The organism is Cryobacterium sp. Y50, assembly GCF_002929805.1.
In the GTDB taxonomy this organism is placed as follows: domain Bacteria; phylum Actinomycetota; class Actinomycetes; order Actinomycetales; family Microbacteriaceae; genus Cryobacterium.
Map to the genome: position 1 here is coordinate 131,050 of NZ_PJJM01000102.1, position 25,993 is coordinate 157,042.

Genomic DNA, 25,993 nt, shown 5'->3' on the forward strand with positions numbered 1-25,993 from the left:
AGGAGAAAATCGTGAGCAGCATCGCGCGAATGGACCTGACCCAGCGCCTGGCCGGCAAGGTCGCCGTCATCACCGGCGGGGCAAGCGGTATCGGGCTGGCCACAGCCAAACGGTTTGCCGCTGAGGGGGCGATGGTCGTGATCGGCGATCTTGACGAAACCGCCGGGCAGGCGGCCGCCGCGCTGGTCGGCGGGCTGTTCGTTAAGGTCAACGTCACCGATCAAAATGAAGTGAATCACCTGTTCGACACCACTTTCGACACCTACGGCTCGGTCGATGTGGCGTTTAACAACGCCGGTATTTCACCGTCCAACGACGATTCCATTGAAACCACCGAACTGCCCGCCTGGCAAAACGTGCAGGACGTCAACCTGAAATCGGTGTATCTGTGCTGCCGGGCGGCGCTTCGCCACATGGTCAGACAGGGCAGTGGATCGATCATCAACACCGCCAGTTTTGTCGCCGTGCTCGGCTCGGCGACGAGCCAGATCTCCTACACCGCGTCGAAGGGCGCAGTGCTGGCGATGAGCCGCGAACTCGGCGTGCAGTTCGCCCGCCAGGGCATTCGGGTGAACGCCCTCTGCCCCGGCCCGGTGAACACACCGTTGTTGCAGGAGCTGTTCGCGAAAGACCCGGAGCGAGCCGCACGGCGGCTCGTGCATATTCCGGTCGGCAGGTTCGCCGAGCCCGAAGAGCTCGCGGCGGCCGTGGCCTTCCTGGCGAGCGATGATTCCTCGTTCATAACCGGCTCGACCTTTCTGGTCGACGGTGGAATCAGCTCGGCCTACGTCACCCCAGAATAATGGCCGATCTACCCGGAGTCAGCGGCCTCGATAGCGGTCTGCTGCTGCGCCCGGTGTCGGGCAGCAATGCCTTCGAGGAGACCGTGCAACGGCTGTTGCAGACGGTTCGACTGGGCTTGGTCGCGCCCGGGGAACGACTGCCGTCCGAGCGTGATCTGGCCGCCCAATTGAATGTCAGTCGGGACACGCTGCGCGACGCCATTGCCTCCCTCGCCGAGGCTGGCTATCTGGTTTCTCGGCGTGGGCGATACGGTGGCACCTTCGTCACCGCGGTGATTCCCACGCTGCCCGGCCCCGAAGGTGCCGCGCCTGCGCTCGTCTCCGCCGCGATCGACGATGTGCTCACCCTGCGCGACATTCTCGAAATCGGCGCTGCCCGGGCCGCCGCCAGCCGGGTGCTGCCGGCCGCTGAGCGCGAGCTGCTCTGGGCCAGTTTGGGTGCCGCACGCGAGGCCAGCCCCGAGGATTACCGGCGCCTCGACGCCCGGTTACACCTCTATATCGGTGAGTTGGCGGGTTCTTCGTTGCTCGTGCCGCTGTTGGCCGATGTGCGAATGCGGGTCAACGAACTGCTTGATTCCATTCCCTCGCTCGGTCCGAACATCGCTCACTCCGACGCGCAACACGAGCAGATTGTGTTGGCCATTCTGTCCGGTCGAGCGGATGCCGCCGCGCAGGCTATGCGAGAGCATTTAGCCGGTACAGCGCTGCTGCTGCGCGGTTTTCTCGAGTAGCCGCGTCGCGGCATCCGTTTGTCGGGTCGCTCAGCCGATGAGCGCCTCGACCGGGCCGCGCACGAAGTAGAGCACGAACCCGACGGCGACGACCCAGAGCAGCGGGCTGATCTCACGCGCCTTGCCAGACAGGCTGCGCACGAGCACCCAGCTGATGAAGCCGGCGCCGATACCGTTGGCGATGGAGTAGGTCAGCGGCATCACGATGATGGTGAGGAAGATTGGCAGGGTACTGGAGAATTCGGTGAAGTCGAGGTGGCGAATCTGCGACACCATGAGCGCTCCGACAATGACGAGGGCGGCTGCGGCCACCTCGAGCGGCACGATCTGGGTCAACGGCGTGAAGAACATGGCGGCTAGAAAGAGGATGCCGGTGATCACGTTGGCGACGCCGGTGCGGGCTCCCTCGCCGATGCCGGCGCCGGACTCGATGAACACGGTGTTCGAGGAGGCGCTCGTCGCACCGCCGGCGACGGCTCCGATGCCCTCGACGATCAGGGCAGACTTCAGCCGCGGAAATTTGCCGTCCTTGTCGGCGAGGCCGGCTTCACTGGCCAGGCCGGTCATGGTGCCCATGGCGTCGAAGAAGTTCGTGAAGACGAGGGTGAAGACCAGCATCACGGCGGCGAGCATGCCGATGCGCTCGAAAGCGCCGAAGGAGACCTCGCCGATCAGGCCGAGGTCGGGCAGGGCGACGACGCTCGTCGGCAGCACCGGGGCGTTGAGGTTCCACCCGGCCGGGTTCGTACCGAACGACGGCCCGACCTTGAAGATGGCTTCCAGAATGACGGCGATGATGGTGGTCGCAACGATGCCGATCAGCAGGGCGGCCTTGACCTTGCGAGCCAGCAGCACACCCATGATGATCAGCCCGATCACGAAGATCGCGGTCGGCAGAGTGGCGATCGAGCCAGCATCGCCGAGCTGCACCGGCGGCGAGTTGGCGCCGCTGGCGCGCACGAAGCCGGAGTCGACTAGTCCAATGAACGCGATAAACAGGCCGATGCCGACCGTGATGGCGACTTTCAGCGGGCGCGGGATGGCGTTGAAGATGAGTTCGCGCAGGCCGGTTGAGGCGAGCAGCACGATGATGAGGCCGTTTATGACGACCAGGCCCATTGCTTCGGCCCAGGTGACCTGGCCGACGACGCTCACGGCGAGGAAGGAGTTGATGCCGAGACCGGCGGCGAAGCCGTAGGGCAAGCGGGCGATAACGCCGAACAGAATGGTCATGACGCCGGCGGTCAGCGCGGTGACGGCGGCGACCTGCTCGTTGGGCAGCCAGCCGCCCTCAACGTCGACGGCGGCCTGGTCGGCGCTGAACCCGCCGAGAATCAGCGGGTTCAGAATGACGATGTAGGCCATCGTGACAAAGGTGACGACTCCCCCGCGGAATTCGCGGGACCAGGTGGAGCCGCGGCTGGTGATCTCAAAGTAGGAGTCGACGCGGGCCTTCAAACCACGCGATGCCGGCTGCGGCGAGGCAGCTTGAGTGGGTGTTTCAGTGCTGCTAATGGTGTGCTCCCGGTGCCGTGGCTCTAACGCAAGGTTCCAGTCTACGACCGGGCCGGCGCTGGCTTAGACGTGCGGCACGAACCTGCCCCAGGCCAGGCGCCGTTCGCGGTGCGGGTCGGATTCGACCTGGTCCTCCCGATCGATGATGAGGGTCTCCCTGGTGCCTTCCTCGTACCGCGGCCACTCAGCCGAAGGCACCCCGTCGTGCACGAAGCCGAGCCACCAGCCCTGCATTCTTGTTCCAATGTCCTGAAAGGCGCGGCGCCCGCCGAGGGCAGTCATGCCGCGGCCGAACCAGCCGTCGAGGCGGTCGAATAGCGGAAAGAGTTCGAGGCCGTGCGTGGCATCGAGGCCCATCAGCCGCAGCAGACGAGGAGCGGCATCGAAGCGGTAGAAGTACACCGGCGCGTATCGGGAGTGCCGCTCGGCGACCTTCACGCTCGGATACCAAAAAGAGTAGTCACCCCCAAAATCGAGTGCGGCCCGCAGCGCCGGAATGCCCGGATACTGCGCCTTGAGCGCCTTCTTGGCCTTCTTCTTGGTTTTCTTGAAGATCGTGTGGATTCGCGCGGGTGTGGTGGCGAGAATGTCGATACGACCACTGAACAGCGAACCCTCACGCGCATTGGTACCGATGATCAGTGGGATGCGCGCGGCCCGGCCGTCGCGAAAGGCATCGAGCGGCCGCTCCGGCAGAAAATCGCCGTCGATGACCGGGCAGAGCGGAATCGTGCCCGGATCCTGATCCGGCGTGCGCACGGTCAGCGCGGTGGTCGCGGCGGCGAGCACGTCCGGGACGACGGAGAGCAGCTGGCTGGCCGCTTGTTCGTCGCCGTAGTCTGCGGAGCCTTGGTTCAGGCTGTCTACGAATTCGCCGGCCCAGCGCGCGGTGAGCTCACTCGGATAGACCGCGTTCGGCGGAGCGCTCTGCGCGATGGCCCGGTGGAACAGGCCGGCCGCGCTTGGCACCGTCATCAACGTGGTGACCGCATTGCCGCCAGCCGACTCGCCAAACAGAGTGACGGCATCCGGGTCCCCGCCGAACGCGCGAATGTTGTTCCGCACCCACTTCAACACTGCGACCTGGTCGCGCAGCCCCAGATTGCTCTCAAACGGATGCTCCGGCGAGGCAAACCGGGAAAAGTCCAGGTACCCGAGAGCGCCCAGTCGATAGTTGAAGCTGACGTACACGATACCGCCGCGCCGTACCAATCCCTCACCCTGGCGCGGAACCTCGCGACTGGATCCGACGCTGTAGGCACCGCCATGGATGAACACCATGACCGGTCGGAGGGCGCTGCCTGGTTGAGTGGCACCGTGCAATCGCGCGCCGTCACGCATCCGCTCATCGGGGGCGATCACGTTGAGATTGAGGCAGTCTTCACCCTGCGGAATGCGCGGATGGGCGCCGCGAAACTGACCCTTGTGGCTTTGCGGGGCGATCAGGCCCCACTGGCTCGCGTCCCGCACGCCGGTCCACGCCGAGGCGGGCTGCGGGGAGCGAAACCGTAGGTCGCCCACCGGAGCCGCCGCGTAGGGAATGCCGCGCCAGGCGAGTACGCCGCGTTCACGCACGCCGCGGAGCAGTCCGGTGGCCACTCGCACCTCGAGACCCTGATTGGTGGTCTGATCAGCGAGCTGGCTCATGGGCTCGAGTCTATTGCTGCGCAGGCTACGCTCAAACCTGATCACGGAACAGAAGAAACGAGAACGTTATGGCACTGCCCTGGACCCTGCACGGAAACGGAAGAACGGTTGGCGCGCAGGAGGTCGTCGGCCCGGGCGAACGCCTGAGCTGGCCGCTGACCATCGGAATCGGCTCGCAGCACGTCGTCGCGATGTTCGGCGCCACCTTTCTGGTGCCGCTGCTCACCGATTTTCCTCCCAGCACGACTCTGCTCTTCTCCGGCATAGGAACCTTGCTGTTTCTGCTGATCACCGGCAATAAACTGCCGAGCTACCTCGGCTCATCGTTCGCGTTCATCGCGCCGATCACCGCGGCAACGGCCTCGGCGGGCATGGACAGCGCCCTGTTCGGAATTCTGGTCGTCGGCCTGCTGCTCGCGCTCGTCGGGTTGATCGTGCAGCTCACCGGCACCGGCTGGATCGACCGGCTGATGCCGCCGATCGTGTCGGGCGCCATCGTCGCCCTGATCGGGTTCAACCTGGCCCCGGTCGCCAAAGCCAACTTCGACAAGGCGCCGCTCACCGCGCTCATCACCCTCGTCGCGGTCATTTTGTGCACGGTGTTGTTTCGCGGCATCCTGGGTCGGCTGTCGATCTTTCTCGGCGTATTGGTGGGCTATGTGGCGGCCGTATTCTTTGGCGAGGTCGACTTCAGCCGCGTCGCCGAGGCTGCCTGGATCGGCCTGCCGCCGTTCACCGCCCCGGCCAACCCATTCGAGAACCCGGCCGCCGTGTTCGGGGTGCTTCCCGCCTTCCTGCCGGTCGTGCTCGTGCTCATCGCCGAGAACGTCGGCCACATCAAGGGTGTAGCGCAAATGACGGATGCGAAAGTGAACCGGCTCACCGGGCGGGCGCTGCTCGCCGATGGGCTGGCCACCATGCTCGCCGGCTTCGGCGGCGGCAGCGGAACCACGACCTACGGCGAGAACATCGGCGTGATGGCGGCGACGCGCATCTACTCCACGGCGGCCTACTGGGTCGCCGGAATTGTCGCGATCCTGCTCGGCCTCTCCCCCAAGGTCGGTGCGATCATCTTCACGATTCCCGACGGGGTGCTCGGCGGCGTCACCACCGCGCTGTACGGGCTGATCGGCGTCATCGGTGTGAAGATCTGGCTCGACAACAAGGTCGACTTCTCCAAGCCGGTCAACCAGTTCACTGCGGCGACAGCGCTCATCATCGGCATCGCCGACTTCACGCTGAACGCCGGCACCCTCAGCTTCAACGGCATCGCGCTCGGCACGGTCGCTGCCATCGTGATCTACCACCTGATGACCTGGGTCGCCCGGGTACGCAGAACCGCCTAGCGCCCCCTCCAACCATCTCCCGGGCCCGGGCACTGTGGCAGGGCTAGGCGTGCAGGACGGGCACGATCAGATAGACGCCGTAGAGCACGGCGACCGCGCACAGGATAAAGCAAACGCAGCCGGCGTACAGGGCCAAACGCTTCTGGGCGTCCGACAGCGGGTTCGCCGCGGCAGCCTTGCGCGCTCGCTTGACCTGCTTCGCGGCCTTCTTGGGGCTCAGCACGGTAATTGCGCCGGTGAACTCGTGCGGCCCCACCAGGGGGATGCGGCCGGCCGTGGTGAACAAGCGCAGACCAAGCGAGTAAAGGCTCACCACCAGTGCCGCCGAGACGAGCGACGCTGCGGAAACGATGAGGAACGCCGCCCAGTCGATCAAAGCGACACCTTCCTGCGGGCTGAACGAGAGAGTCGCCGCGGCGTTTTCTTGATGCTGACAACCCGGCCGGCATCGTCGATATCGTTGAGCAGTGTGTGGTGAGTGACCCGATTGCGCCGGGACCAGCGGAACAGGACCATGATCACGATGGTTCCAATCACCATGTCCAGCACAATGCCGATCGGGCCGAGCAAGGCCAGCCCGGCCGCGAATGCACCCATGATGGCCGAGGCGGGCAACGTCATAACCCAGCCGAGCGCGATGCGTCCGGCCATGCCCCAGCGAATCGTCGAGCCACGGCGGCCGAGCCCTGAGCCGATCACCGAACCGGAGGCGACCTGGGTGGTGGAGAGCGCGAAGCCGAGGTGGCTCGAGGCCAGGATGGTCGCGGCGGTGCTGGTTTCAGCGGCAAAGCCCTGTGCGGGCTTGATCTCGGTCAGTCCGGTGCCCATGGTGCGAATGATGCGCCAGCCGCCAGTGTAGGTGCCGATCGCGATCGCCAGCGCGCAGGCGGCGATCACCCAGAACGTTGGCCCGCTGCCGACGGCCTGGAATCCGCCGGCGATCAGGGTCAGGGTGATCACACCCATCGTCTTCTGTGCATCGTTGGTGCCGTGGGCGAGGGCGACGAGCGAGGAGGAGAAGATCTGCGCGTAGCGAAAGCCGCCGCGCCCGTCGGGCTGACCGACGTCCCGGCGAGTGATCATATACGCGAGGCGGGTAGCAACGAGGGCGACAACGCCGGCGATCACGGGCGCGATCAGGGCGGGCAGAATGACCTTCGCGGCGACAACGTTGTAGTCGACGGCCTGAGTGCCGACACCGATGATGGTAGCGCCGATCAAACCGCCGAACAGGGCATGGCTGGAGCTCGACGGGAGCCCCATCAGCCAGGTGACCAGGTTCCAGACGATCGCGCCGATCAGACCGGCGAAGATCAGCTCGGGGGTGATCAGCACCCCGCCGTCACCCTCTTTGATGATGCCGCCCGAGATTGTGCGGGCGACCTCAGTCGACAAGAATGCCCCGACCAGGTTGAGAATCGAGGCGACACCGACGGCGACCTTGGGCTTCATGGCGCCGGTCGCGATCGGGGTCGCCATAGCATTTGCCGTGTCGTGAAAGCCGTTGGTGAAGTCGAAAATGAGGGCCAGGGCGACGACCAACACGATGATGAGGCTGAAATCAGGCACGGGACACCACGCTCTTTAGATCGGCGCCGAAGGTGAAGGTGGCGCGCACGGGCACACCGGCGAGCACACCGGGCAGCCAATGGCGGGCGTCGTCCCACATCTCATCGACCGGGAGGGTCGCCACGTCGAACCAGAGAGGGTTCCGCTCGTTGGATTCCCGCGGCGTTCCCGACCACTCCTCGCAGACGAAGACGGTCGACTCCTGGCTCCACTCCTTGCGGTGTGGAAACAGGTAGGTGAGCAGGCCCAGTTCGGTCAAAGCGGATGCCGCCACCACGAGTCCCGACTCCTCTTCGATTTCGCGCACCGCAGCATCCACTGCGGTTTCGCCGCTTTCGAGCTTGCCACCCAGACCGACGATGTTTCCCATGCCGAGGCCTTTCTTCTTGCGCCCCAGCAGAACCTGCTGGTTGCCTTCGGCAGATAGTCGAGTGAGGTAGCACACACATACCTGGGGCAAAGTCATTACCTCATCTTAACGCGCGTGCAGCTGGTTGGGAGGCAGCTCGGATAAGCTCCGATTATGAATTTTGTACCAGCTACCGGAACCATCACCATGTTCACGACCGACTGGTGTGGTTACTGCAAACGATTGAAGAAGCAGCTCGACACCGTCGGAATTAGCTACACCGAGGTGAATATCGAACGGGTTGATGGTACGTCGGAGCTCGTCATGAGCCTCAATAACGGCAACCAGACTGTGCCGACGATTTTATACCCCGACGGCTCAGCGGCGACCAATCCGTCGCTGGCACAGGTTCAGGCCAAACTCGGCTGATTTGCGCTGATCTGATTTGCGCTGATCTGATTTGCGCTGATCTGATTTGCGCTGTCGCAGCGACGATCGGTGTCGTGGCCTGCATTTGAGAAATTGGCACTGGTTCGAACCCGAGCCAAGAACGCAAAGCCTGCCGCGACGCGCGCGGACGGCCTGTCTAACCGAAGAGTACCGCGGCCTCGTCGTAGCGGGCCGGTGTGACGCGCTTGAGACCGATGGTGGCGGCGGCGATGCTCACGACGTCGATCTCGGTGCCGCGCAGTGACACCATCGTTCCCCACTGCGAGTTGTGGATCGCGTCGACGGCGGCCATGCCGAGTCGAGTCGCGAGCACGCGATCATAAGCCGAGGGGGCGCCGCCGCGCTGGGTGTGGCCGAGCACGGTCGCTCGGCTCTCGATGCCGGTGCGTTCTTCGATCAGCGGAGCGATGACCTCGCTGATTCCACCGAGGCGGGGACGATTGAAGGCGTCCAACCCCTTGGTAGAGTGCGCCTCCTCCATTCCAGAGAGCAGAAAGCCTTCGGAGACCACGATGACGGGGGCACGGCCGCGGTCGCGCACATGCTCGACCCAGTTGCAAATCTGTTCGATCGACTTCGGTTGCTCCGGGATAAGGATGGCATGGGCGCCGCCCGCCATGCCGGAATGCAGGGCGATCCAACCAACGTGGCGTCCCATCACCTCGACCACCATGCAGCGGCCGTGGGATTCAGCGGTGGTGCGCAGCCGGTCGATGGCTTCGGTGGCGATTTCGACGGCCGTGTTGAAGCCGAAGGAATAGTCGGTGGCTTCAAGGTCGTTGTCGATGGTCTTGGGCACACCGACAATGTTGAGGCCGGCTTCGGTCAGGCGATGCGCGGCGGTGAGCGTGCCCTCGCCGCCAATGGCGATCACGGCGTCGATGCCGTTCTCATCGAGGGTGCGTTGGATATTCTCCGGTCCGCCGTTCTCACCCTCGAACGGATTGGTGCGGGAACTACCCAAAATGGTGCCGCCCTGACGAGACAGCCCGCGAACGCTGTGCCGGTCGAGCGGCATGAATTCGCTCTGCACCAGGCCCCGCCAACCGTTGCGAATTCCGACGAACTCAAAATCGTGCGTGCGCACGCCCTTGAGCACGGCACCGCGAATGACCGCGTTGAGCCCGGGGCAGTCGCCGCCGCTAGTAAGAATACCGATCTTCATTGCTGGCCGATCCTGGTAGCTGGGCGAATCCGGTCGATTGATCATGACGCGACGCGCGCCACCAATCAATGTCAGAACAAGCGCATCAAAGATGCACGCTTGACAATCATGCTGCCTGACCGAGCACGGCTCAAATCGACCCGCCCCGGTCGGTCGCGCACGGCCTCACAGTTTTCCGTCGAGTGCCTGGGTCAGCAGGTAGATCAGGGCGCTCTCCTGCACAGAGTCGGCCGCGGCGTACTCTTCCTGCGAACCGTCCAGCGCACGAGCAGCAAGGCCCTGCTTGCTGCCGATCAGATCGGCAATGCGCGCATCGATGGTGTGCGCGGCGATAATGCGCCAGGCGGTGACAGGCTCATCCTGCCCGATGCGGTGCACCCGGTCGATGGCCTGGGTCTGCTCGGCTGCGGTCCAGCTCAGCTCGGCCAGCACAACGTTCGAGGCGGCCTGCAGGTTGACGCCGACGCCGGCCGCGGTGAGCGAACAGACCGCGATCGCAACGTCGGGATCGTTGTTGAATGCGTCGATCGCTGCCTGCCGGGCAAGCGCGCTCTGGTCACCGCGCAACGAGACCGTTTTAAGGTCTCGCTTGGCGAAGATCTCCTCAGCGGTGTCCATGACATCGATGTGCTTGGCGAAGAACACGACCTTGCCGACCGACCGGGCCAGCTGAGCCGCGTAGTCGGCCGCGAGACCGGCCTTGGCCTGACCGATTTTGCGCACCATTGTGAAGACGTTCTCACCGGTGCTCTGGCCCTTGGAATCTTCGAGTTCGGCGTGCGCGACGGCGCGAATGTAGGCGTCCCGCTGGTCCTCGTCGGGAAGGGCCGGACCGCCAGAGCCCGTGTGCCGGGCGGCCACGAGAGCACGGTACCGGATAACCAGCCGGGCACCGAGTTCACGTTCGGCCTGGCGGATGGACCGACCGAGGTCGTCGTCGAGCTCGACCGGGAGATCGGCAATGCGCTTGGCCGGCAGGTCAGCGGCGACGTCGATCTTGCGGCGACGCACAATGCCCATGTCGATGACAGCAGCGCGTGCTTCCTTGTAGAACCCCATGTCGGCCGGCGTGAGGCCCGTTTCTTCGAGGCGTTTCAGCAATGCGGGGGCTGGCTTGTCGCCGTCAATCCAGCCGAGGAACTGCCAGATGGCCCGAAAATCGTCGACGTCGTTGATCAGGGGTGTTCCGGTCAGGGCCATCAGCAGCGGGTTCCCGCCCGGGGTACGACGCCGAATCTGGTCGGCCAGCGAGAGCACGTGCTTGGAGCGCTGGGAGGCGAGATTCTTGATGAAGTGGGCCTCGTCGACGACCATGCCCTTGAACCCGAGGGTGCCCAGCCAGGCCAGGTGTCGGTCGAGCACGTCGTAGTTGACCACGACCACATCGGCGAAGGCGTCTAGGGTGTCACCATCGCCGTGGATGACGGTGGCACGCCGGTTCGGTGTCCACATTTCCACTTCGCGAGCCCAGTTCATCTTGACGACGTTGGGCACGATGGCCAGCAGAGGGTAGGCGTTGGCAACGGATGCCGCCAGCAGGCTCTGCGCCGTCTTGCCGAGGCCGGGCTCATCGGCGAGCAGATAGCTGCGGTGGCCCAGACGAGCGCTCTCGATGAACCGCGCCTGGTGCCGCATGAGCTCCATACTATTCGGCGACAGTCGGTCAAGCCTGGGGGCCTCCGGCATATCCATGCTGGCGGCCTGGCCGCCCGCGCCGTACTCAAACGATTTGAATAGGGGGCCGAGCAGTTCCCAATTGGCGAGCCGGCGCGGATGCACGATCGGTTGCGCTGCCGCACTGAAGTCGGGGGCGAGAAACGGGTTGGCTAGCTGCCGGGCTTTGACCGACTGGGGGACGACCTGGTTCTGCAGCACGACCGGTTTGGCTTCGGGTTCGCGGGTGATGATGAGTTCGTCAGGGCTCAGTTCGGCACCGGATTCCAGCAGCCAGTCCCGCCGAAACCGCTGAGCCACGGTGGAGACGCCGGCATCGGGTTCGAGCAGGGTGATCAGGCTCGTGTCGCGAGCTGCGGTCTTGGCCAAAATCTGGGCGATACCATCGAGGCGTTTGAGCAGCTCGGCCCGGTTGGCGTCGGAGAGGTCCTTATCGCCCTTGATCCTGGCGCGTTCCTCGCGCATGAGCAGGGCAATGACCTGATACTTGGTGCGGTTGGTCGGCCCGAGCTTGGTCCCGGACTGCGCCTTCGCCTCGACCTCGCGCACCTTGCGGGCAAGAATCGGGATGATCGGCGCGTCGTCGTCACGCGAACGCGGGTGTGCCCGATTGCGGGTGATACCGCCGCGGCCGAGGTTGTTCCGGCTGCCCGAGGCATCGGTGCGGGTATAAGCCATTGTTCTCCACTCAAAAGCAGCACGGTACGGGTACCGGCTGTAACCGTCCACGCGAGCCGGTCACGGCCTCCAACTGTTGCCGGAACACTGCAGCCCGCCAATCGTTCTGATGAGTTCTCAGAAATAAACGATTCACGAAACACAGTACGGGTCGCGATCATCACGCAAAACTCGTGGTCAAGCGGATGCTGTCGCAGCGGTGGTGCCGTCGAATCACGCGCCTTTACAGGCGTTGGTTCAACGAGTACGGCCATCGCCAGCGAGTGCACGGTAGAGACCTGACCCGGTTCTCTCAACGCGGTAGTAGTCTACGCCCCCGTTCAATTCTTGCGAACCGGTACCTTGGTGCGCAGGCCGACTGCGATAAAAATGATCGCGGCGATGAACTGGGCCGAGACCCAGCCCTGCCCGCTGAGGTCAAGAATCACGACGGGGTTCCACAGAATCGCCATCGGCACGAGGCCGATCAGCCAGAACCAGGAACGCGCCTGCAGCACAAAGACGCAGAGAATGAGCGCGAGGATGCTCACCGCGTAGCGGATGATGATGAAGCTTTCGCTATCCAGCAGGGCGAGGCCGGCGAGCAGGGCGATTGCCCCCAGCAGGCCCGGTGCGAGGGCAGCGCGGGTGAAGGTCGGTTCGGCTGGCGTACCCATTACACGTCCCATCAGACGCCCCCGCCGCCGCCGCCGCCGCCCCCGCCCCCCGAGAACCCGCCGCCACCGCCGCCCGAGGTCGGAGAGCTCGTGGCGGTGCCCGACCACGACGCGGCAGAGGACGCCGAGAAGCTGCTGATAGCACCGGTAAACAGCGCGGCCTGGAACATTCCCGTTCCGGAATACCAGTCGGGCTGGGTGCCGCTCTCGGCGTAATACCCGCCCATTACCTTCGACCATTCCTTCTCCTGGCCGAACAGTACCGCCAAGGGCAGCACGCGCTCGTAGAGTTTCACGATCTGAAGGGAGGGGGCATCCGCTGTGATGGTAGCTCTGGTCAGATCGGAACGACCGTTCTCTGTCCGGTAAACGGACCGCACGGCCCCCTTTGGACTCTGCAGGATACGAAGCCGTTCGGCTTCGGCAAGACCTATATACAACTTGACGCCTTTCAAATAGTCACGCAGTTCAGCGCCGCTGTCGGTGAGCGGTCGCAGATTTCCGGCACAGACGAAGGTGGCCACCGCGGCCGCGATACCCAGCACGATGAACAGCAGCGGCCAGAAGCCGCCCACGACCGTGATGATGGCCCCGAGACTCGCCGCCAGCGCGGCCAGAGCGCTTACGCTGGCCAGCAGGAACAACCAGACCCGCAGCCCATCGTTCTGCTTCTCCCGCAGTCCCAGGCGCAGCGATTCAGCGCGGGTCGCCAACGGTTCCTTCTGCAGTGCCTTACTGAGTGAAACGCTTTTTTTCTTCAGGTCGCGCTGGTCGCCGGGCCGCAAGCCGGGAAAAAGCTTGCCGAGAATGCGGCTTTCGGTCTCGTCAACAGCTTCGGCGTGCACGAATTCCAGCAGAAAGTGATTCTTCTTGTCGTCGGCATCAAGAATGCGCACGTTGCCGCGCACGGCGAAGCTGATGAATTGTGCGGCCATCGCCTTGGCAGCGGCACCGACGACGTCGCCGGAGGTGAGCAGATTGACGCCTCGCGGCGGAAGATATTCGGCGATGATGGTGAACCGGCCCGGCGCAGCGCGCCACCGGGTGGCCCGCAGGATCCCAGCGACGAGTGCCGTCAACAGCCCAAAAATCACCGCGACCAGCGCAATGCCCGGCCAAGCGTTGGCTGTGAAGGAGTCGTCGCGGGGCACGAAGGTGCCCGGCTCGAACTGCACCACGACCGTGACATTCTCCCGCGCCCCCAGATCGGTGGCCGTCGCCGACACGGTCGGGTCAGTGGCCAAGCCGGTCAAGCGGATGCCGTCACACGGCTGGTCCGCGAGCTCCGATCCCTGAAAACAGAACACGTCGCCCGCCAGGTGGTCCACCAGTTGCGGATCGAAGTGCACCGTCGCGGTCACCAGACCGAAGCTCTGGTCCCAGCCGGTGCCGTTGACATCCCAGTAGAACTCTTCGGTGTTCGCGTCGGACGGGTACAGGATCACGTTGGACTGGTGATAACTGATGACGTAAGTCTGCGCACCGTGCACGAACTCATCGGTCGCAATCGTCACGTCGATGAATTCCTGGTCACGGTCTTCACTCGTGGTGTCGGTGTCGGTGTCGGTGTCGAACGAGCGCAGCGTGCCGTTTTCGTCGGTGACGCTGTCGATCACGATGCCGGTGGGGTGACCGTCATACCGGGTGGGGATGGCGCGGCGGATGCCGTGGTTCTGGTCGGTGTCGGGGAATCGGGCGACGATCGTTTCCACCGTCGTGAGGGTTGACCGACCGTCGGTGTCCCGGGCAAGTTCATACTCGGCGCCGAAGGAGTCGAAGCTGTAGTCGTCCTGCCGCATGGTCAGGGTTGGCACAGCGGCCTGGGCGGTTGGAGCCGCGGCGAGCACGACTCCCCCAATGACAGCACCGATCACCGCCACGACCAGCGCACCGAGAGCCAGGAAACGTGCTGGGCGAACCGATCGGGGCATAAGTCCACTCTACCGAGCCGTACTGGCCCGGCCGCCGCCCGGGTCAGGCGTGCTGAATCGGAATCGACGTCGTCGACGGCGGGCGCTCGAACAGCATCTCCAGCCCCGGCCGCAACTCGGCCAGCCAGGCGGCATAGCCGGCCTCGTTCAGATGCAACCGGTCGATTCCGAAGGTCGGGTCGAGTTCACCGTCTGGCAACGCCAGTGCCGGCCACAGGTCGAGGTATTGCACGTGTTGGGTGGGGGCGTACTGCCAGACGTGCCGGTTGATGGAGCGGATTGTGCCGGCGAAGTCTCGGTCGCGCGGCAGCACCGATTGCACCATGATGCGGGTCTCCGGCAGGGCACGGCGCAGTGTGTGCAGGATGGTTTCGAGGTTACGCACGACGTACTCGTCGGATTTGCGCCAGCCGAGATCGTTGGTGCCGACCCCGATCACAATGGCATTGGGCCGCAACTTAATCACCTGATCAAGTTGTGAAATAACCTCATCGGTGGTGTTGCCGCTCGCAGCGAGATTGTGTACCTCGTGCTCGGGAAACCATTCTTCCCACTGACCATTCGCGGTGAGGCCGTCGCCCAGGAAGGCGAGTGAAACTGTCATAATAGGCCTCCTATCCGCTACCCATCATGCCCCGAACCGGGCAGAATCGCCAGAATTCCCAGAGTATACGCACGCTTTATCGACACATCTACCCGACCATCAGGCGTTGTCGGAGCGTGTAGCCGACGAAAGCGAATGCTCCGCCTCGGCTTCCTGTTCCGCCGCAGCCGCGGCCGTGATGCGCGTGGCCATGCCCTCGAAAATGATCCCGTGAAACGGAAAAATAACCGCCCAGTACAGCCGACCGCCGAGGCCGCGGGGAAAGAACACCGCGCGCTGCCGATAGAGCGAGCCACCGGCATCCGTCGGTGTAACGCTCATTTCGAGCCAGGCCCGCCCGGGAACGCGCATCTCGGCGCGCAATCGCAGAAAGCTGCCGTGGTCGATCTGTTCGACCCGCCAGAAGTCGAGCACCTCACCCGTGTGCAGGTGGTCGGGGTTTCGGCGGCCGCGGCGCAGGCCCACCCCGCCAACAGCCTTGTCCATCAGGCCACGCACAGCCCAGGCCAGCGGGAAAGAATACCAGCCGTTTTCGCCACCGATGCTCTCGATAACCCGCCAGAGAGCGGCCGGGGCAGCTGGGGTGGTCTTCTCGCGCAGGTCGGTGTAGACGGCGTGGCCGGCCCAGTCCGGGTCGCTTGGGAGCGGGTTACTCGAAGCGCCCTCGATCGAGGAGTTACGCCAGCTGGTCTCGACGTCGCCGTCGCGCATGCGGCCCAGCGCCAGGCGCACCGCGCGCCGGTAGCCGGTGAGGCCGCCCTCCGGCTGCGGAATGTACTGGTCGATGTCGCTCTCATGCACGACGCAGTCATACTGCAGCGACGCGATGATGGGAATGGCGAGGTTACGCGGAATGGGTGTGACCAGGTTCACCCACTGCGAGGCGAGCCACGGGGTGAGCACTGGCAGGGCGGCGATGGCCCGCTGTTTCAGTCCGGCTTCGAGGGCGTAGCCGTTCATCATCTGGCCATAGCGCAACACGTCGGGGCCGCCGATGTCGAAGGTGCGGTTTACTTCGGGGGCGAGGTCGGCCGCGGCCTGCAGGTAGTAGAGCACGTCACGCACGGCTATCGGCTGGATCTTGTTGCGCACCCACTTCGGCGCCGGCATATAGGGCAGCACATCGGTGAGGTGACGAATCATCTCGAACGAGGTCGAGCCGGAGCCAATGACAACGCCGGCCTGGAAGGCCGCGGTCGGTACACCGCTGGCAAGCAGGATGCGGCCGACTTCCCTGCGGGAGTTCAGGTGGGCCGACAACGCGCCGGTTTCGGGATGCAGCCCGCCGAGGTAAACGATGCGCCCGATTTCGGCGCCGACAGCCGCCTGGGCGACGTTTTCGGCAGCCAGGTGCTCGGTTTCTTCGAAGTCACCGGCCGCGCCCATCGAGTGCACGAGGTAGTAGAGCACGTCGACGTCGATGCAGGCGCGCTGTACCGAGGCCAGGTCACCAAGGTCGCCCTCGACGATTTCGACCTGGTCGGCCCAGGGCACATCGCGTAACTTTGACGGGGTGCGCACGAACACCCGCACCGTGAAACCGGCTTCGAGGAGTTTGGGTACGAGGCGTCCACCGATGTAGCCGGTCGCTCCCGTGACAAGTGCTCTGCGTGAGGTCATGCGGCGGAGTTTATCCCGTCCGCTTGACCCCCCGCTGGGTACTTCGGATCCGAATCAGAGAATGGCTTTGGTGTGCCAGACCGTCTTCAGTTCGGTGAAGGCGAGGATGCGCGACAACGCCGGTGCTGCGGCATCCGCTCCCGTCTCGGGTGGTAGCACCCGCTTGAGCGTGTCGGCAGCGCTGATCTGCAGCTCGACCCAGTCGAGGTCGCCGGCTCCGACGAGGTCGAGAGCGTTGACGTCGGCGTGGCTGGCCAGCCAGGGCGCGATCTCGGCCGGCGAACCGGTCACGATGTTGACCACCCCACCGGGCACATCACTCGTGGCGAGCACCTCGCCGAGGCTGATTGCAGGCAGCGGCGCACTCTCGTTGGCGACGACGACGACGGTGTTTCCGGCGACGAGGGCCGGGGCGATGGCGCTGACCAGTCCGAGGAGCGATTCGGCGCTCTGTGGCGCGATGATCGCCACGATGCCGGTGGGTTCTGGCACGGACAGGTTGAAGAACGGTCCGGACACTGGGTTGGCGTTGCCGGCAACCTGCACGTACTTGTCGGCCCAGCCGGCATACCAGACCCAACGGTCGATGGCTTCGTCGACCTGGGCGCTCGCCGCTGCGGCATTGACGCCCTCGCAGCTCATGATTTCGTCGATGAACTGGCTCCGACGACCCTCGAGCAGCTCGGCGATGCGGTACAGCACCTGGCCGCGGTTGTAGGCCGTGGCTCCGGCCCAGCCACCGAGCGCGCTACGAGCGGCAACGACAGCGTCGCGGGCATCCTTGCGGCTGCCCTTGGCTGCATTGGCCAGAAACTCGCCCTTGTGCGAGAGCACCTCGTAGACGCGTCCGGATTCGCTGCGCGGAAACTTGCCGCCGATATAGAGCTTGTAGGTTTTGGGGATGGCGAGGCGGTTCACTTGGCGGCCTTCTTTGCAGACGTGGACTTCTTGGTGACCGGTGTCGCGTGAACAGCGGCGGCGGACCGCGAACCAGTGCGTACGGCGGGCTTGAGGTACGCGGCGAGGCCGTGGCGGCCTCCCTCACGGCCGTAGCCGCTCTCCTTGTAGCCGCCGAATGGGCTCGACGGATCAAACTGGTTGAAGGTGTTCGCCCAGATCACGCCGGCGCGTAGCTTGTCGGCGACGGCCAGGATGCGGCTGCCCTTGTCACTCCAGATTCCGGCGGAGAGACCGTACGGGGTGTTGTTCGCCTTGGCGATGGCCTCGGCCGGGGTGCGAAAGGTGAGCACCGAGAGCACCGGGCCGAAGATCTCGTCGCGGGCTATGCGGTGGCTGGTCGACACGTTGGTGAAGATGGTCGGCGCGAACCAGAAACCAGTCGTAGGGATGACGCAGTCGGCACTCCAGCGTTCGGCGCCCTCCCGCTGACCCAGCTCGGACAGTTCGCGAATGCGGGCGAGCTGCTCTGCACTGTTGATGGCGCCGATATCGGTGTTCTTGTCAAGCGGGTCGCCCAGGCGCAGCGTCTGCATACTACGCTTGAGCCGATCTATGACGTCGTCGTGGATGCTTTCCTGCACGAGCAGGCGACTGCCGGCGCAGCAGACGTGGCCCTGATTAAAGAAGATGCCGCGCACGATGCCCTCGATCGCCTGGTCGATCGGGGCGTCGTCGAAGACGATGTTGGCGCCCTTGCCGCCGAGTTCGAGGCTGACCTTCTTGTCGGTTCCCGCGACCGAACGGGCAATAGCCCGCCCGACCGACGTTGACCCGGTGAAGGCGACCTTGTTGACGCCGGGGTGGTTGACGAGGGTCTGCCCGGTGCTGCCAGCACCGGTGATGATGTTCACGACACCGGCGGGCAGATCGGCCTGCTGCAGAATCTCGGCGAACAGCAGCGCGGTGAGCGAGGTGGTTTCGGCGGGCTTGAGAACGACGGTGTTACCGGCGGCGAGGGCCGGGGCAATCTTCCAGGCGAGCATCATGAGCGGAAAGTTCCACGGGATGACCTGGGCCGCAACGCCGAGCGAGGCCGGGTTCGGGCCTACTCCGGCGTGATCGAGCTTGTCGGCCCAGCCGGCGTAGTAGAAGAACCAGGCGGCGACGAGGGGAATATCGACATCGCGGGTTTCCTTGATCGGCTTGCCGTTGTCGAGGGTTTCGGCGACGGCGAGTTCGCGGGCGCGTTCCTGCACCAGACGAGCGATGCGAAACAGGTATTTACCTCGGTCGCTGCCGGACAGGCGGGACCAGACCCCGTCGTAGGCGTGACGGGCGGCGGCAACGGCGGCGTCGACATCCGCTTCATTGGCGGTCGCGATCATGGCGATCTGCTGCTCGGTGGCCGGGTTGATGGTCTGAAACGGGGTGCCCCGGCCGGCCGTGAACTCACCGTTGATGAACAGACCGTAATCGGTTTTGAGGCCCAGCAGGGCCTGCGACTCGGGGGCCGGAGCGTAGTCAAGAAATTTCATGGTCGTTCCTAATCAATCGTCACGTAGTCGGGGCCGGAGTAGTGCCCGGTCGCCATCTTCTGGCGCTGCAATAGCACGTCGTTCAGCAGGCTGGACGCGCCGAACCGGAACAGGTGCGGTACGAGCCACTCCTCCCCCACGGTTTCGGCGACTGTCACGAGGTACTTGATGGCGTCCTTCGAGGTGCGGATGCCGCCGGCCGGCTTCACTCCGATGCGCACGCCGGTGAGGCGGTGCCAGTCGCGCACGACCTCAAGCATCGACAACGTCACCGGCAGCGTCGCAGCCGGGGTTACCTTGCCGGTGGAGGTCTTGATGAAGTCTCCGCCAGCCAAAATGGCCAGCCAGGAGGCGCGGCGCACGTTGTCGTAGGTGTTCAGTTCGCCGGTCTCGAGGATGACCTTGAGGTGAGCCATCGATCCGTCGGCGCGGCGGCAGGCATCTTTCACAGCCACGATCTCGTCGTAAACCTGGCCGAATCGGCCGGCCAGAAAGGCGCCACGGTCGATGACCATGTCGATCTCGTCGGCGCCGGCGGCGACCGAGGCGCGCACATCAGCGAGCTTGACGCTAATCGATGCGCGTCCGCTGGGAAAAGCAGTGGCGACGGCGGCCACGTTGACTCCCTCGGTGCCGCCGTTGGCGTGGGCAGCGCCGAGCGCAACGACGGCCGTGCCGACCATGTCGCCGTAGACGCAGACCGCGGCGACGCGCGGGCAGCCGGGGTCACCAGGGTCAGGTACCAGCGCCTTGGCGACGAGCGAACGCACCTTGCCAGGGGTGTCGGCTCCTTCGAGGGTGGTGAGGTCGATCAGTCCAATAATGGTGTCGATCGCCCAGCGCTTGGAGCTGGTCTTGATCGAGCGGGTACCGAGGTCGGCAGCGCGGGCTTCGAGGCCGACGGCGTCGATTCCGGGGATGCCGTGCAGGTACCGGCGCAGGTTGGCGTCGGTGGCTTCCCCGCCGATCAACGCGAGGGCGCGCTGATCGGGTTGGTAGGTGGCCAAGGGGCTACTGGTCATGGGGTGTCCTTTTGAGCGGTGGCACGGGTATCTTCAGTCTTGGAGGAGGGCGTTCGCGGTGTCTTCGTCGGTCACCAGAACGGTGCACAGCCCGTTGCGCACGACGGCGCGGGCGATGGCGTGTTTGGAGCGTCCGGAAATGACGGCGATGGTGAGCGGGGCGCGCCGCAACTGGTCGAGCTGAATGCCGACCGTGCGTTCGTTGAGTTCGGGGTCGACGATTCGGCCGTTTTGATCGATGTAGCGGCCGACAACGTCGCCGACTGCACCGCGCGTCACGAGGTCGTCGATCTGGGCGACCGTCAGGTAGCCGCTATCGACCAGGGCGGAATTTGCATCTGCTTGACCGGCGCTGAAGACGTAGGCCTGGGCATTGCGGGCCAGGGCAAGCACCCCGGCAACCGTGCGGTCGGCCTCCATCGCCTGTTTGGTTTCAAGGCGTTCGAAGATGGCCGGGCTGGGCAGCAGAGTGGCCGACCCGTCGGCCTTGTGCGCGATGGTCACCGCAGTGGATGCCGCGGTGCCGGTGCGCTGATTCAGGCTGACGCCACCGTTGATCTGCACCACGTTCACTCCCGGCGCCCAGCCCTGTTTGAGGTGCAGGGACACGTCGTGCAGGGTGCGACCCCAGCTGATGCCGAGCGTGCGTGGAATCGGGCGGAGGCTCGTGAGATAGTCGGCGGCGGCCTGCGCGGTACGCGACTGCAGCTCAGCGTCGCTCGACACCCCGGCGGAGGAGACCACGATCGCGTCGGTCAAGCCGGTCGATTCGCGTAAGCGGCGTTCGATCGGTAGTCGCCGGGCGCGCGGGTGCACGATTTCGATGCGGATGAAGCCGTTGGCCTTGGCGCTCGCGAGCAGCCGGCCAACCTTCCAGCGGGTGAGGCGCAGAATGACACCGATCTCATCCTGGGTCTGGTTTTCTTCGTAGTACAACTCGGCCGCGCGGATGGAGAGGAGTTCGTCGGTGTCACTCATACGGTTCACGGTCCAATCTTTCGAATTCAGCCTACGTGAGCCCGACGCGCGAATCAACAGCTGTAGGCGATCTTGCTCTCTTGAGCAGCGGCCACCGCTGGCGCGTTGAGCGGACCCATCCCATACGATCAGTGCATGCGCACCAGTGAAGCCTTCGAGTACGTTCTCGCCGTCGACGTTGGGGGGACCAAGGTCGAAGCCGCACTCGTGGACGACCGAGGCACAGTGCTTCCGAGCAGCCGGCACCGCGCGACGACCGGGGCCAGCGCGACCAGTGAGCAGCTCGCATCCGCTGTCAGAACTGTCATTCTGGCGACCCTCGCGAGCGTGCCGCTGGGCTATCCCCTGATCGGAGTCGGCATCGGCTGTGCCGGGCCGATTCACCTGGGTGCGGGGGCGGTGTCGCCGCTGAATCTGCCGGTATGGCGCGAGTTTGGGCTCCAGGAGCTCGTGGCCGGGCTGGTTCCCGGTCTGGACGTGCGACTGCGCATGGACGGCCTGTGCATCACGCTAGCCGAACACTGGGTGGGTGCGGGCCGGGGCGTCGACAACCTGATGGGCATGATCGTGTCGACCGGTGTCGGTGGCGGCTTGATTCTCGGCGGCGTCACGGTATCCGGGCCAACGGGCAATGCCGGCCATATCGGCCATATCGAGGTCGGCGGCTTCTTGGATGCCTGCGCCTGCGGCGGAACCGGCTGCATTGAGGCGATCGCCTCCGGGCCGAAAACCGTCGCCTGGGCCAGATCTCAGGGCTTCACCGGCGAGTCCGGCGAGGACCTAGCGGCGGCCTACGCGGCAGCCGACCCGATCGCGATTCTGGCCGTGAAGCGCAGCGGCCGGGCCCTCGGCCAGGCGATCGCCTCCGCGGCGACGCTGCTCGACCTCGACATGGTCGCCATTGGTGGTGGTTTCTCGAATGTCACCCCCGACCTGCTGGATTTCGCCTGCGCGGCGATCCTGGAACGCGTGCAATTCGCCTACGCAACCCGGGTACGCCTGGTGCACTCGGCTCTCTCGGGCGACGGCCCGCTGATCGGCGCTGCGGCGTTGATTCACCGCGCAGAATTGGTGCCGTAGCCGCCTGGCTCAGCGGGAGCGTGCCAGGTCGTCCTCGAGCATGTGCGGTCGACCGATCACCGCTCCAGCAACGAGCACGGCAAGCGCCGTTACGAGGAGAAAGACCATCGGCCAGGTCCACCCACCGCTCAGTTCATGCAACAGGCCAAAAACCAGCGGACCCAGGGCACCGAGTGTGTAACCGATACCCTGCACAAAGCTGCTGAGTGCAACCGCACCGGCGTGGGTGCGGGTGCGCAGGTTGATGAGCACAAGAGCCAGCGGGAAGAACATTGGCCCAAGCCCGGCCAGCGACACCCAGAGCCAGGTCATGGTCTTCGGTAGGAACATTAGCCCCAGGTCGCCGATCACGAACGCGAATACGCCCACGTAGACGAGTGGGCCGATGTTCTTCAGGCGGGCGGTGAGGATCGGAATGATCAGGGCGCACGGGATGCCCATGCCGGCGTAGACCGCGAGGAGCGTCCCCGCCTGGGTAGGAGTCACCTGCGCTGCGTCGACGAGGAGCTGTGGCAGCCAAGCGAACATGGCATAGGCGTTGAGCGACGAGGTCGCGAACACGCCGGCGATGGCCCAGGCGATCGAGGATCGCCACAGTCGACCGAGAATGGCCGCATCGGCCTCGTCGACCACGGGGCTTGGCGATTGCTCGGTACGGTGCCGCACGAGCATGGTGATCCACGGCACCAGCGCCAGCAGAGCCAGCAGCATCCACATGCCGAGCGAAATTCGCCAGCCCGCGGCATCCGCCACCGGAACGGCGATGAGCGGAGGAACCAGGGTGCTCAGCGACATCACGGTGGCGTACAGGGACGTGACGAGGCCGATCCGGTCCGGAAAGTATTTTTTGACCAGCGGCGGCAGGAGCACATTGCCAACGCCGAGGCCGGCGAAGGCGATGACACTGCCGATGATGAGCATGGTGATCGAGCCGGATACCCCGCGAGTGAAATGACCGACCAGGATCGCCAGGACGGCGAGCACGAGGGGCAATTCGAGGCCATGGCGACGGCTGATCATTGGGGTGAAGATGCCGAAAACGGCAAAACAAACGGGCGGAAGCATGCCGAGCACGCCGAGGGATACCGCGCTGAGCGGAATATCGACGTTGATCTCGGCGACAATCGGCGAGAGAGCGGTAACCGCACTCCGGAGATTTGCCGCGACCAGAATGATGCCCAGCAGGGCCAGGCCGCGTCCCGGCCAGAGGGGGCTGGGGGCTGCGATAGTCACTCGGTCAGTCTAGGGCGCGGGGCAGGCCCGGCCAGCCGAGCGGATGCGACGGCTACAGCCCCGCGCGCTCCCGCCGGATACGCTCGGGGAGGTCTTTCAGCTCCTCCCAGCGTTCGGGAGCGACGAGGGCTGGCAGCAGCATGGCCCACATCTCAGTGAGACGCTGGTCGATGTCGGCCCGTTTGGTCAGCACATCGGAGACGACCTGCACGCCGGTGAAGGCCGCTGTACAGAAGTGGGCGGCCGCACGAACGTCCAGATCGGGGTTGATATCGCCGGAGGCCATCCCCCGGCCGAGGAATTCCTCGCAGGCAACCATCCAGTCGAGGTAGGGCCCGGCCACGGGGGTGGAAAAATTCACCGCTTCGATGGTCAAACGAATTCCGGCGCTCACGACGAGGTCGTCGCGCAGCTGACGCGCGAGCTCATAGGACATCGATACGAGGGCGTGCAAACCGGGGTAGTTGTCATCGAGCAGTTTCTGGCCGGCCGCCGCCGATGCCGCGTGCTGCGCGGCGATTATGGCGAGGGCGAGAGCTTCTTTGGAATCGAAGTGGAAGTACAGGGCGCCCTTGGTGACGCCAGCCGCACTGCTGACCTGTGCAAGGGACGTGCTCCCGTAACCGCGCTGCTCAAAGGCCGCTGCTGCACCGCGAATTATCGCGGCGCGCGTTTCGATCGCTCGTACTTGTTGTGACATTGGATCTCCCGGAAAATGCTCGAGTTTCTAGAATACCGGGGGCGACGACCCCCCTCGAATCCCCCGAGGGCCTCGACCGCACCCCCTTTTGGGGCTATGCCCACGTGCCAGTCTCCAATCACCAATACCTCATTGCGCGCAACAATAAACATACTGTTTGGTATGGTTTTGGGCATGGAGAACATCGGCGTTCACGACTGGGTCGGCATCCTGGTGGCAGTACTCGCCGGGCTGGTCGTGCTCACTCTTTCCCTCGTCGCCATCATGCAGATCGGGCGTGCCGCACACCTGAGTCCAACCAAGCGCACCAACTGGGTTCTCGCTGTGCTGCTCGCCCCGGTGTTCGGCGCGACCGCCTGGTTCGCCGTCGGTAACCGGCTCCGACTGGACTAAACCAGGCCCGGAATTACGGGCCCAGGATCGTGCGCACCCGCGCCACGTCGTCGCGAATCTGTTTGATCAGCGGGTCGATGCCCACGTAGGCGACCATGCCGCGAATCCGCTCAACGAACGCAACGTCGACGACGCGGTCGTAGAGGTCTAACTCGGTCTCATCGAGCACGTAGGCCTCGACCTGCTTCTGTGCCACTCCGTCGAAGGTGGGATTGTTGCCAACCGAAATCGCCGCCGGATAGCGAGCACCGGCATCCGTCAGCCAACCGGCGTAGACGCCGTCGGCCGGAATCAGCCCCTCGGAATCGGCGGACAGGTTCGCGGTGGGAAAACCCAGCTCGCGGCCGCGGGCTGCGCCGTGTACCACCATGCCTCGCACGGTCGGCAGATGACAAAGCAGGTCTCCAGCCGCACGCACCGCACCAGTGGCGAGCAATTCGCGAATCCAGGTGGACGAGACCCGCCGTTCACCGTCGGGTTTCACGTCCTCGATCAGTCCAACGGTGTAGCCGTATTCGAGGCCGAGTTGCCGCAGCAGGGCAACATCACCGGCCCCCTTGGCTCCAAATCGAAAGTCACAACCGACGAGCACGAACCGGGCGTGCAGAGCGGTGACCAGAATGCTTTCGATGAACTCGCGCGGTGGCAGGCTTGACAGGGCGTGGTTGAACTCGAGCAACAGGGTCGCGTCAACCCCGGTCTCGGCGATCAGTTTGAGTTTCTGCTCTGCGCTGACGAGCGTGCTCGGGCAGTTTTGCGGCGAGAGCAGGGCGAGCGGATGCCGGTCGAACGTCACGACGACGGCCGCCAGCTGCTCGCGCTCGGCGACGGTCTGGAGCTCGGTGATGACCGCACGGTGTCCGGCATGCACGCCATCGAACTTTCCGATGCTCACGGCCGAGTCGGGCCAGTCGCTCGGTACGGACTCGACACCGTTCAGAATCTTCATGCGCGCCCCTCGCTCACGGGCGCGACGCGGTGGCGGGCGAGCCACCACATGCCCAGCAGAGGCAGCACGAGGGGAATAAAGAGGTATCCACTGCCGTAGATCGACCAGACGGTCGCGTGCTCGAACAGCGCCGGATCAACCAGACTCAGGGTGCCAACGACGAGTACGCCAAGCATTTCAAAGCTGATCGTGATCCAGGCGATGCGATACCAGCGAATGCTGCGCCGCATCAGGGCCACCGTGGCCACGATGTAGACCACCGCGGCGAGAGCAGACAAGGCATAGGCGAGCGGGGCTTCATCGAAGGCTCGCACGATTTGTACGAAGGACCGGCCGGTGGCGGCGAGGGCCAGCACGCCATAAACGGCGATGAGGAGTCGACCGACGCCCCTCACCCGCTTGGCGGAGGCGGGCTTCTCAGTCGGGGATTCTGTCATCGCTCTGTTGTAGTCATAACTCACT

25 protein-coding genes are annotated in these 25,993 nt (G+C 64.8%); 6 read left to right on the forward strand and 19 right to left on the reverse strand.

What is annotated here, in order from left to right; translation table 11 throughout:
* Positions 1–29: 29 nt before the first annotated feature.
* The gene (locus CXY73_RS17805) at positions 30–803 is read left to right on the forward strand and encodes a 3-oxoacyl-ACP reductase (protein ID WP_104140041.1); all 774 of its coding nucleotides are present in this window, start codon (positions 30–32) and stop codon (positions 801–803) included.
* A complete protein-coding gene (locus CXY73_RS17810) occupies positions 803–1,537 on the forward strand; it encodes a FadR/GntR family transcriptional regulator (protein ID WP_104139739.1) in 735 nt (244 codons plus the stop codon). Before CXY73_RS17805 ends, CXY73_RS17810 begins: the two co-directional genes overlap by 1 nt.
* Before the next feature lie 30 nt (positions 1,538–1,567).
* On the opposite strand, the gene CXY73_RS17815 is transcribed toward CXY73_RS17810, so the two are convergent.
* Together CXY73_RS17815 and CXY73_RS17820 are read right to left on the reverse strand one after the other, a co-directional pair.
* Positions 1,568–3,052 (reverse strand): NCS2 family permease, encoded by a 1,485-nt coding sequence (locus CXY73_RS17815; protein WP_104139742.1) that lies wholly within the window; start codon positions 3,050–3,052, stop codon positions 1,568–1,570.
* A 63-nt stretch (positions 3,053–3,115) separates the two neighbouring features.
* Positions 3,116–4,699: a carboxylesterase/lipase family protein gene (locus CXY73_RS17820; protein ID WP_104139745.1), complete on the reverse strand. Its 1,584-nt coding sequence runs from the start codon at positions 4,697–4,699 to the stop codon at positions 3,116–3,118.
* Between the two features lie 68 nt (positions 4,700–4,767).
* Here CXY73_RS17820 and CXY73_RS17825 point away from each other — a divergent pair, with 68 nt between their 5' ends.
* Positions 4,768–6,045: a uracil-xanthine permease family protein gene (locus CXY73_RS17825; protein WP_104178492.1), complete on the forward strand. Its 1,278-nt coding sequence runs from the start codon at positions 4,768–4,770 to the stop codon at positions 6,043–6,045.
* Positions 6,046–6,088: 43 nt separating this feature from the next.
* Here the strand turns inward: CXY73_RS17825 and CXY73_RS17830 are convergent, their stop codons facing one another.
* Genes CXY73_RS17830 through CXY73_RS17840 form a run of 3 tightly spaced genes read right to left on the reverse strand, consistent with a single transcriptional unit; the run spans position 6,089 to position 8,080 of the window.
* Entirely contained in the window at positions 6,089–6,421 is a 333-nt protein-coding gene (locus CXY73_RS17830; protein WP_104139751.1) for a peptidase, read from the reverse strand.
* Positions 6,418–7,614, reverse strand: a complete 1,197-nt coding sequence (locus CXY73_RS17835; RefSeq protein ID WP_233198433.1) for an inorganic phosphate transporter — start codon at positions 7,612–7,614, stop codon at positions 6,418–6,420. The genes CXY73_RS17830 and CXY73_RS17835 overlap by 4 nt, the downstream gene beginning before the upstream one ends.
* Positions 7,607–8,080, reverse strand: coding sequence for an 8-oxo-dGTP diphosphatase (locus CXY73_RS17840; protein ID WP_104178493.1), 474 nt, complete (start codon positions 8,078–8,080; stop codon positions 7,607–7,609). Before CXY73_RS17840 ends, CXY73_RS17835 begins: the two co-directional genes overlap by 8 nt.
* A 57-nt stretch (positions 8,081–8,137) precedes the next feature.
* Here CXY73_RS17840 and CXY73_RS17845 point away from each other — a divergent pair, with 57 nt between their 5' ends.
* Positions 8,138–8,392: a mycoredoxin gene (locus CXY73_RS17845; protein ID WP_104139757.1), complete on the forward strand. Its 255-nt coding sequence runs from the start codon at positions 8,138–8,140 to the stop codon at positions 8,390–8,392.
* 157 nt (positions 8,393–8,549) lie between these two features.
* On the opposite strand, the gene CXY73_RS17850 is transcribed toward CXY73_RS17845, so the two are convergent.
* The 10 genes from CXY73_RS17850 to CXY73_RS17895 form a co-directional block, all read right to left on the reverse strand.
* Complete coding sequence (locus CXY73_RS17850) at positions 8,550–9,578, reverse strand: 6-phosphofructokinase (protein ID WP_104178494.1); 1,029 nt, start codon at positions 9,576–9,578, stop codon at positions 8,550–8,552.
* A gap of 165 nt (positions 9,579–9,743) precedes the next feature.
* Positions 9,744–11,930 carry a DEAD/DEAH box helicase gene (locus CXY73_RS17855; protein WP_104178495.1) on the reverse strand — a complete coding sequence of 729 codons (2,187 nt, stop codon included), beginning with the start codon at positions 11,928–11,930 and terminating at the stop codon, positions 9,744–9,746.
* Between the two features lie 320 nt (positions 11,931–12,250).
* Positions 12,251–12,586: a DUF6804 family protein gene (locus tag CXY73_RS17860; protein ID WP_233198434.1), complete on the reverse strand. Its 336-nt coding sequence runs from the start codon at positions 12,584–12,586 to the stop codon at positions 12,251–12,253.
* A gap of 11 nt (positions 12,587–12,597) precedes the next feature.
* Complete coding sequence (locus CXY73_RS22105) at positions 12,598–14,517, reverse strand: DUF2207 domain-containing protein (protein WP_158254159.1); 1,920 nt, start codon at positions 14,515–14,517, stop codon at positions 12,598–12,600.
* A 43-nt stretch (positions 14,518–14,560) separates the two neighbouring features.
* A complete protein-coding gene (locus CXY73_RS17870) occupies positions 14,561–15,121 on the reverse strand; it encodes a GDSL-type esterase/lipase family protein (protein ID WP_104139771.1) in 561 nt (186 codons plus the stop codon).
* A 99-nt stretch (positions 15,122–15,220) separates the two neighbouring features.
* On the reverse strand, positions 15,221–16,741 hold the full coding sequence (locus CXY73_RS17875) for an SDR family oxidoreductase (RefSeq protein ID WP_104139774.1): 1,521 nt from the start codon (positions 16,739–16,741) through the stop codon (positions 15,221–15,223).
* Positions 16,742–16,795: 54 nt separating this feature from the next.
* Entirely contained in the window at positions 16,796–17,659 is an 864-nt protein-coding gene (locus tag CXY73_RS17880) for an aldehyde dehydrogenase (RefSeq protein ID WP_104178496.1), read from the reverse strand.
* A complete protein-coding gene (locus CXY73_RS17885; protein WP_104178497.1) occupies positions 17,656–19,176 on the reverse strand; it encodes an aldehyde dehydrogenase family protein in 1,521 nt (506 codons plus the stop codon). The genes CXY73_RS17880 and CXY73_RS17885 overlap by 4 nt, the downstream gene beginning before the upstream one ends.
* Positions 19,177–19,184: 8 nt before the next feature.
* A complete protein-coding gene (deoC, locus tag CXY73_RS17890) occupies positions 19,185–20,198 on the reverse strand; it encodes a deoxyribose-phosphate aldolase (RefSeq protein WP_104178498.1) in 1,014 nt (337 codons plus the stop codon).
* Between the two features lie 33 nt (positions 20,199–20,231).
* Positions 20,232–21,176 (reverse strand): sugar-binding transcriptional regulator, encoded by a 945-nt coding sequence (locus CXY73_RS17895; protein ID WP_104139786.1) that lies wholly within the window; start codon positions 21,174–21,176, stop codon positions 20,232–20,234.
* Positions 21,177–21,311: 135 nt separating this feature from the next.
* On the opposite strand from CXY73_RS17895, the gene CXY73_RS17900 reads away from it, so the two are divergent.
* Positions 21,312–22,256: an ROK family protein gene (locus tag CXY73_RS17900; protein WP_104139789.1), complete on the forward strand. Its 945-nt coding sequence runs from the start codon at positions 21,312–21,314 to the stop codon at positions 22,254–22,256.
* A 9-nt stretch (positions 22,257–22,265) separates the two neighbouring features.
* Here the strand turns inward: CXY73_RS17900 and CXY73_RS17905 are convergent, their stop codons facing one another.
* Together CXY73_RS17905 and CXY73_RS17910 are read right to left on the reverse strand one after the other, a co-directional pair.
* On the reverse strand, positions 22,266–23,489 hold the full coding sequence (locus CXY73_RS17905) for a CynX/NimT family MFS transporter (protein ID WP_104139792.1): 1,224 nt from the start codon (positions 23,487–23,489) through the stop codon (positions 22,266–22,268).
* Between the two features lie 52 nt (positions 23,490–23,541).
* On the reverse strand, positions 23,542–24,189 hold the full coding sequence (locus CXY73_RS17910; protein ID WP_104178499.1) for a ScbR family autoregulator-binding transcription factor: 648 nt from the start codon (positions 24,187–24,189) through the stop codon (positions 23,542–23,544).
* A 174-nt stretch (positions 24,190–24,363) separates the two neighbouring features.
* Between CXY73_RS17910 and CXY73_RS22110 the strand changes: the two genes are divergently transcribed.
* Positions 24,364–24,582 (forward strand): PLDc N-terminal domain-containing protein, encoded by a 219-nt coding sequence (locus CXY73_RS22110; RefSeq protein ID WP_104139798.1) that lies wholly within the window; start codon positions 24,364–24,366, stop codon positions 24,580–24,582.
* Between the two features lie 13 nt (positions 24,583–24,595).
* Here the strand turns inward: CXY73_RS22110 and CXY73_RS17920 are convergent, their stop codons facing one another.
* A complete protein-coding gene (locus CXY73_RS17920; protein WP_104178500.1) occupies positions 24,596–25,531 on the reverse strand; it encodes a bifunctional riboflavin kinase/FAD synthetase in 936 nt (311 codons plus the stop codon).
* Positions 25,528–25,968 (reverse strand): hypothetical protein, encoded by a 441-nt coding sequence (locus CXY73_RS17925; protein WP_104139804.1) that lies wholly within the window; start codon positions 25,966–25,968, stop codon positions 25,528–25,530. Before CXY73_RS17925 ends, CXY73_RS17920 begins: the two co-directional genes overlap by 4 nt.
* Positions 25,969–25,993: the final 25 nt, after the last annotated feature.

What these genes read in the sequence shown, in the direction of transcription:
- CXY73_RS17805 (WP_104140041.1), top strand. Translation starts at nt 30, where the DNA reads ATGGACCTGACCCAGCGCCTGGCCGGCAAGGTCGCCGTCATCACCGGC.
- CXY73_RS17810 (WP_104139739.1), top strand. Translation starts at nt 803, where the DNA reads ATGGCCGATCTACCCGGAGTCAGCGGCCTCGATAGCGGTCTGCTGCTG.
- CXY73_RS17820 (WP_104139745.1), bottom strand. Translation starts at nt 4,699, where the DNA reads ATGAGCCAGCTCGCTGATCAGACCACCAATCAGGGTCTCGAGGTGCGA.
- CXY73_RS17825 (WP_104178492.1), top strand. Translation starts at nt 4,768, where the DNA reads ATGGCACTGCCCTGGACCCTGCACGGAAACGGAAGAACGGTTGGCGCG.
- CXY73_RS17840 (WP_104178493.1), bottom strand. Translation starts at nt 8,080, where the DNA reads ATGACTTTGCCCCAGGTATGTGTGTGCTACCTCACTCGACTATCTGCC.
- CXY73_RS17845 (WP_104139757.1), top strand. Translation starts at nt 8,138, where the DNA reads ATGAATTTTGTACCAGCTACCGGAACCATCACCATGTTCACGACCGAC.
- CXY73_RS17850 (WP_104178494.1), bottom strand. Translation starts at nt 9,578, where the DNA reads ATGAAGATCGGTATTCTTACTAGCGGCGGCGACTGCCCCGGGCTCAAC.
- CXY73_RS17855 (WP_104178495.1), bottom strand. Translation starts at nt 11,930, where the DNA reads ATGGCTTATACCCGCACCGATGCCTCGGGCAGCCGGAACAACCTCGGC.
- CXY73_RS17860 (WP_233198434.1), bottom strand. Translation starts at nt 12,586, where the DNA reads ATGGGTACGCCAGCCGAACCGACCTTCACCCGCGCTGCCCTCGCACCG.
- CXY73_RS22105 (WP_158254159.1), bottom strand. Translation starts at nt 14,517, where the DNA reads ATGCCCCGATCGGTTCGCCCAGCACGTTTCCTGGCTCTCGGTGCGCTG.
- CXY73_RS17870 (WP_104139771.1), bottom strand. Translation starts at nt 15,121, where the DNA reads ATGACAGTTTCACTCGCCTTCCTGGGCGACGGCCTCACCGCGAATGGT.
- CXY73_RS17875 (WP_104139774.1), bottom strand. Translation starts at nt 16,741, where the DNA reads ATGACCTCACGCAGAGCACTTGTCACGGGAGCGACCGGCTACATCGGT.
- CXY73_RS17885 (WP_104178497.1), bottom strand. Translation starts at nt 19,176, where the DNA reads ATGAAATTTCTTGACTACGCTCCGGCCCCCGAGTCGCAGGCCCTGCTG.
- deoC (WP_104178498.1), bottom strand. Translation starts at nt 20,198, where the DNA reads ATGACCAGTAGCCCCTTGGCCACCTACCAACCCGATCAGCGCGCCCTC.
- CXY73_RS17895 (WP_104139786.1), bottom strand. Translation starts at nt 21,176, where the DNA reads ATGAGTGACACCGACGAACTCCTCTCCATCCGCGCGGCCGAGTTGTAC.
- CXY73_RS17900 (WP_104139789.1), top strand. Translation starts at nt 21,312, where the DNA reads ATGCGCACCAGTGAAGCCTTCGAGTACGTTCTCGCCGTCGACGTTGGG.
- CXY73_RS17910 (WP_104178499.1), bottom strand. Translation starts at nt 24,189, where the DNA reads ATGTCACAACAAGTACGAGCGATCGAAACGCGCGCCGCGATAATTCGC.
- CXY73_RS22110 (WP_104139798.1), top strand. Translation starts at nt 24,364, where the DNA reads ATGGAGAACATCGGCGTTCACGACTGGGTCGGCATCCTGGTGGCAGTA.
- CXY73_RS17920 (WP_104178500.1), bottom strand. Translation starts at nt 25,531, where the DNA reads ATGAAGATTCTGAACGGTGTCGAGTCCGTACCGAGCGACTGGCCCGAC.
- CXY73_RS17925 (WP_104139804.1), bottom strand. Translation starts at nt 25,968, where the DNA reads ATGACAGAATCCCCGACTGAGAAGCCCGCCTCCGCCAAGCGGGTGAGG.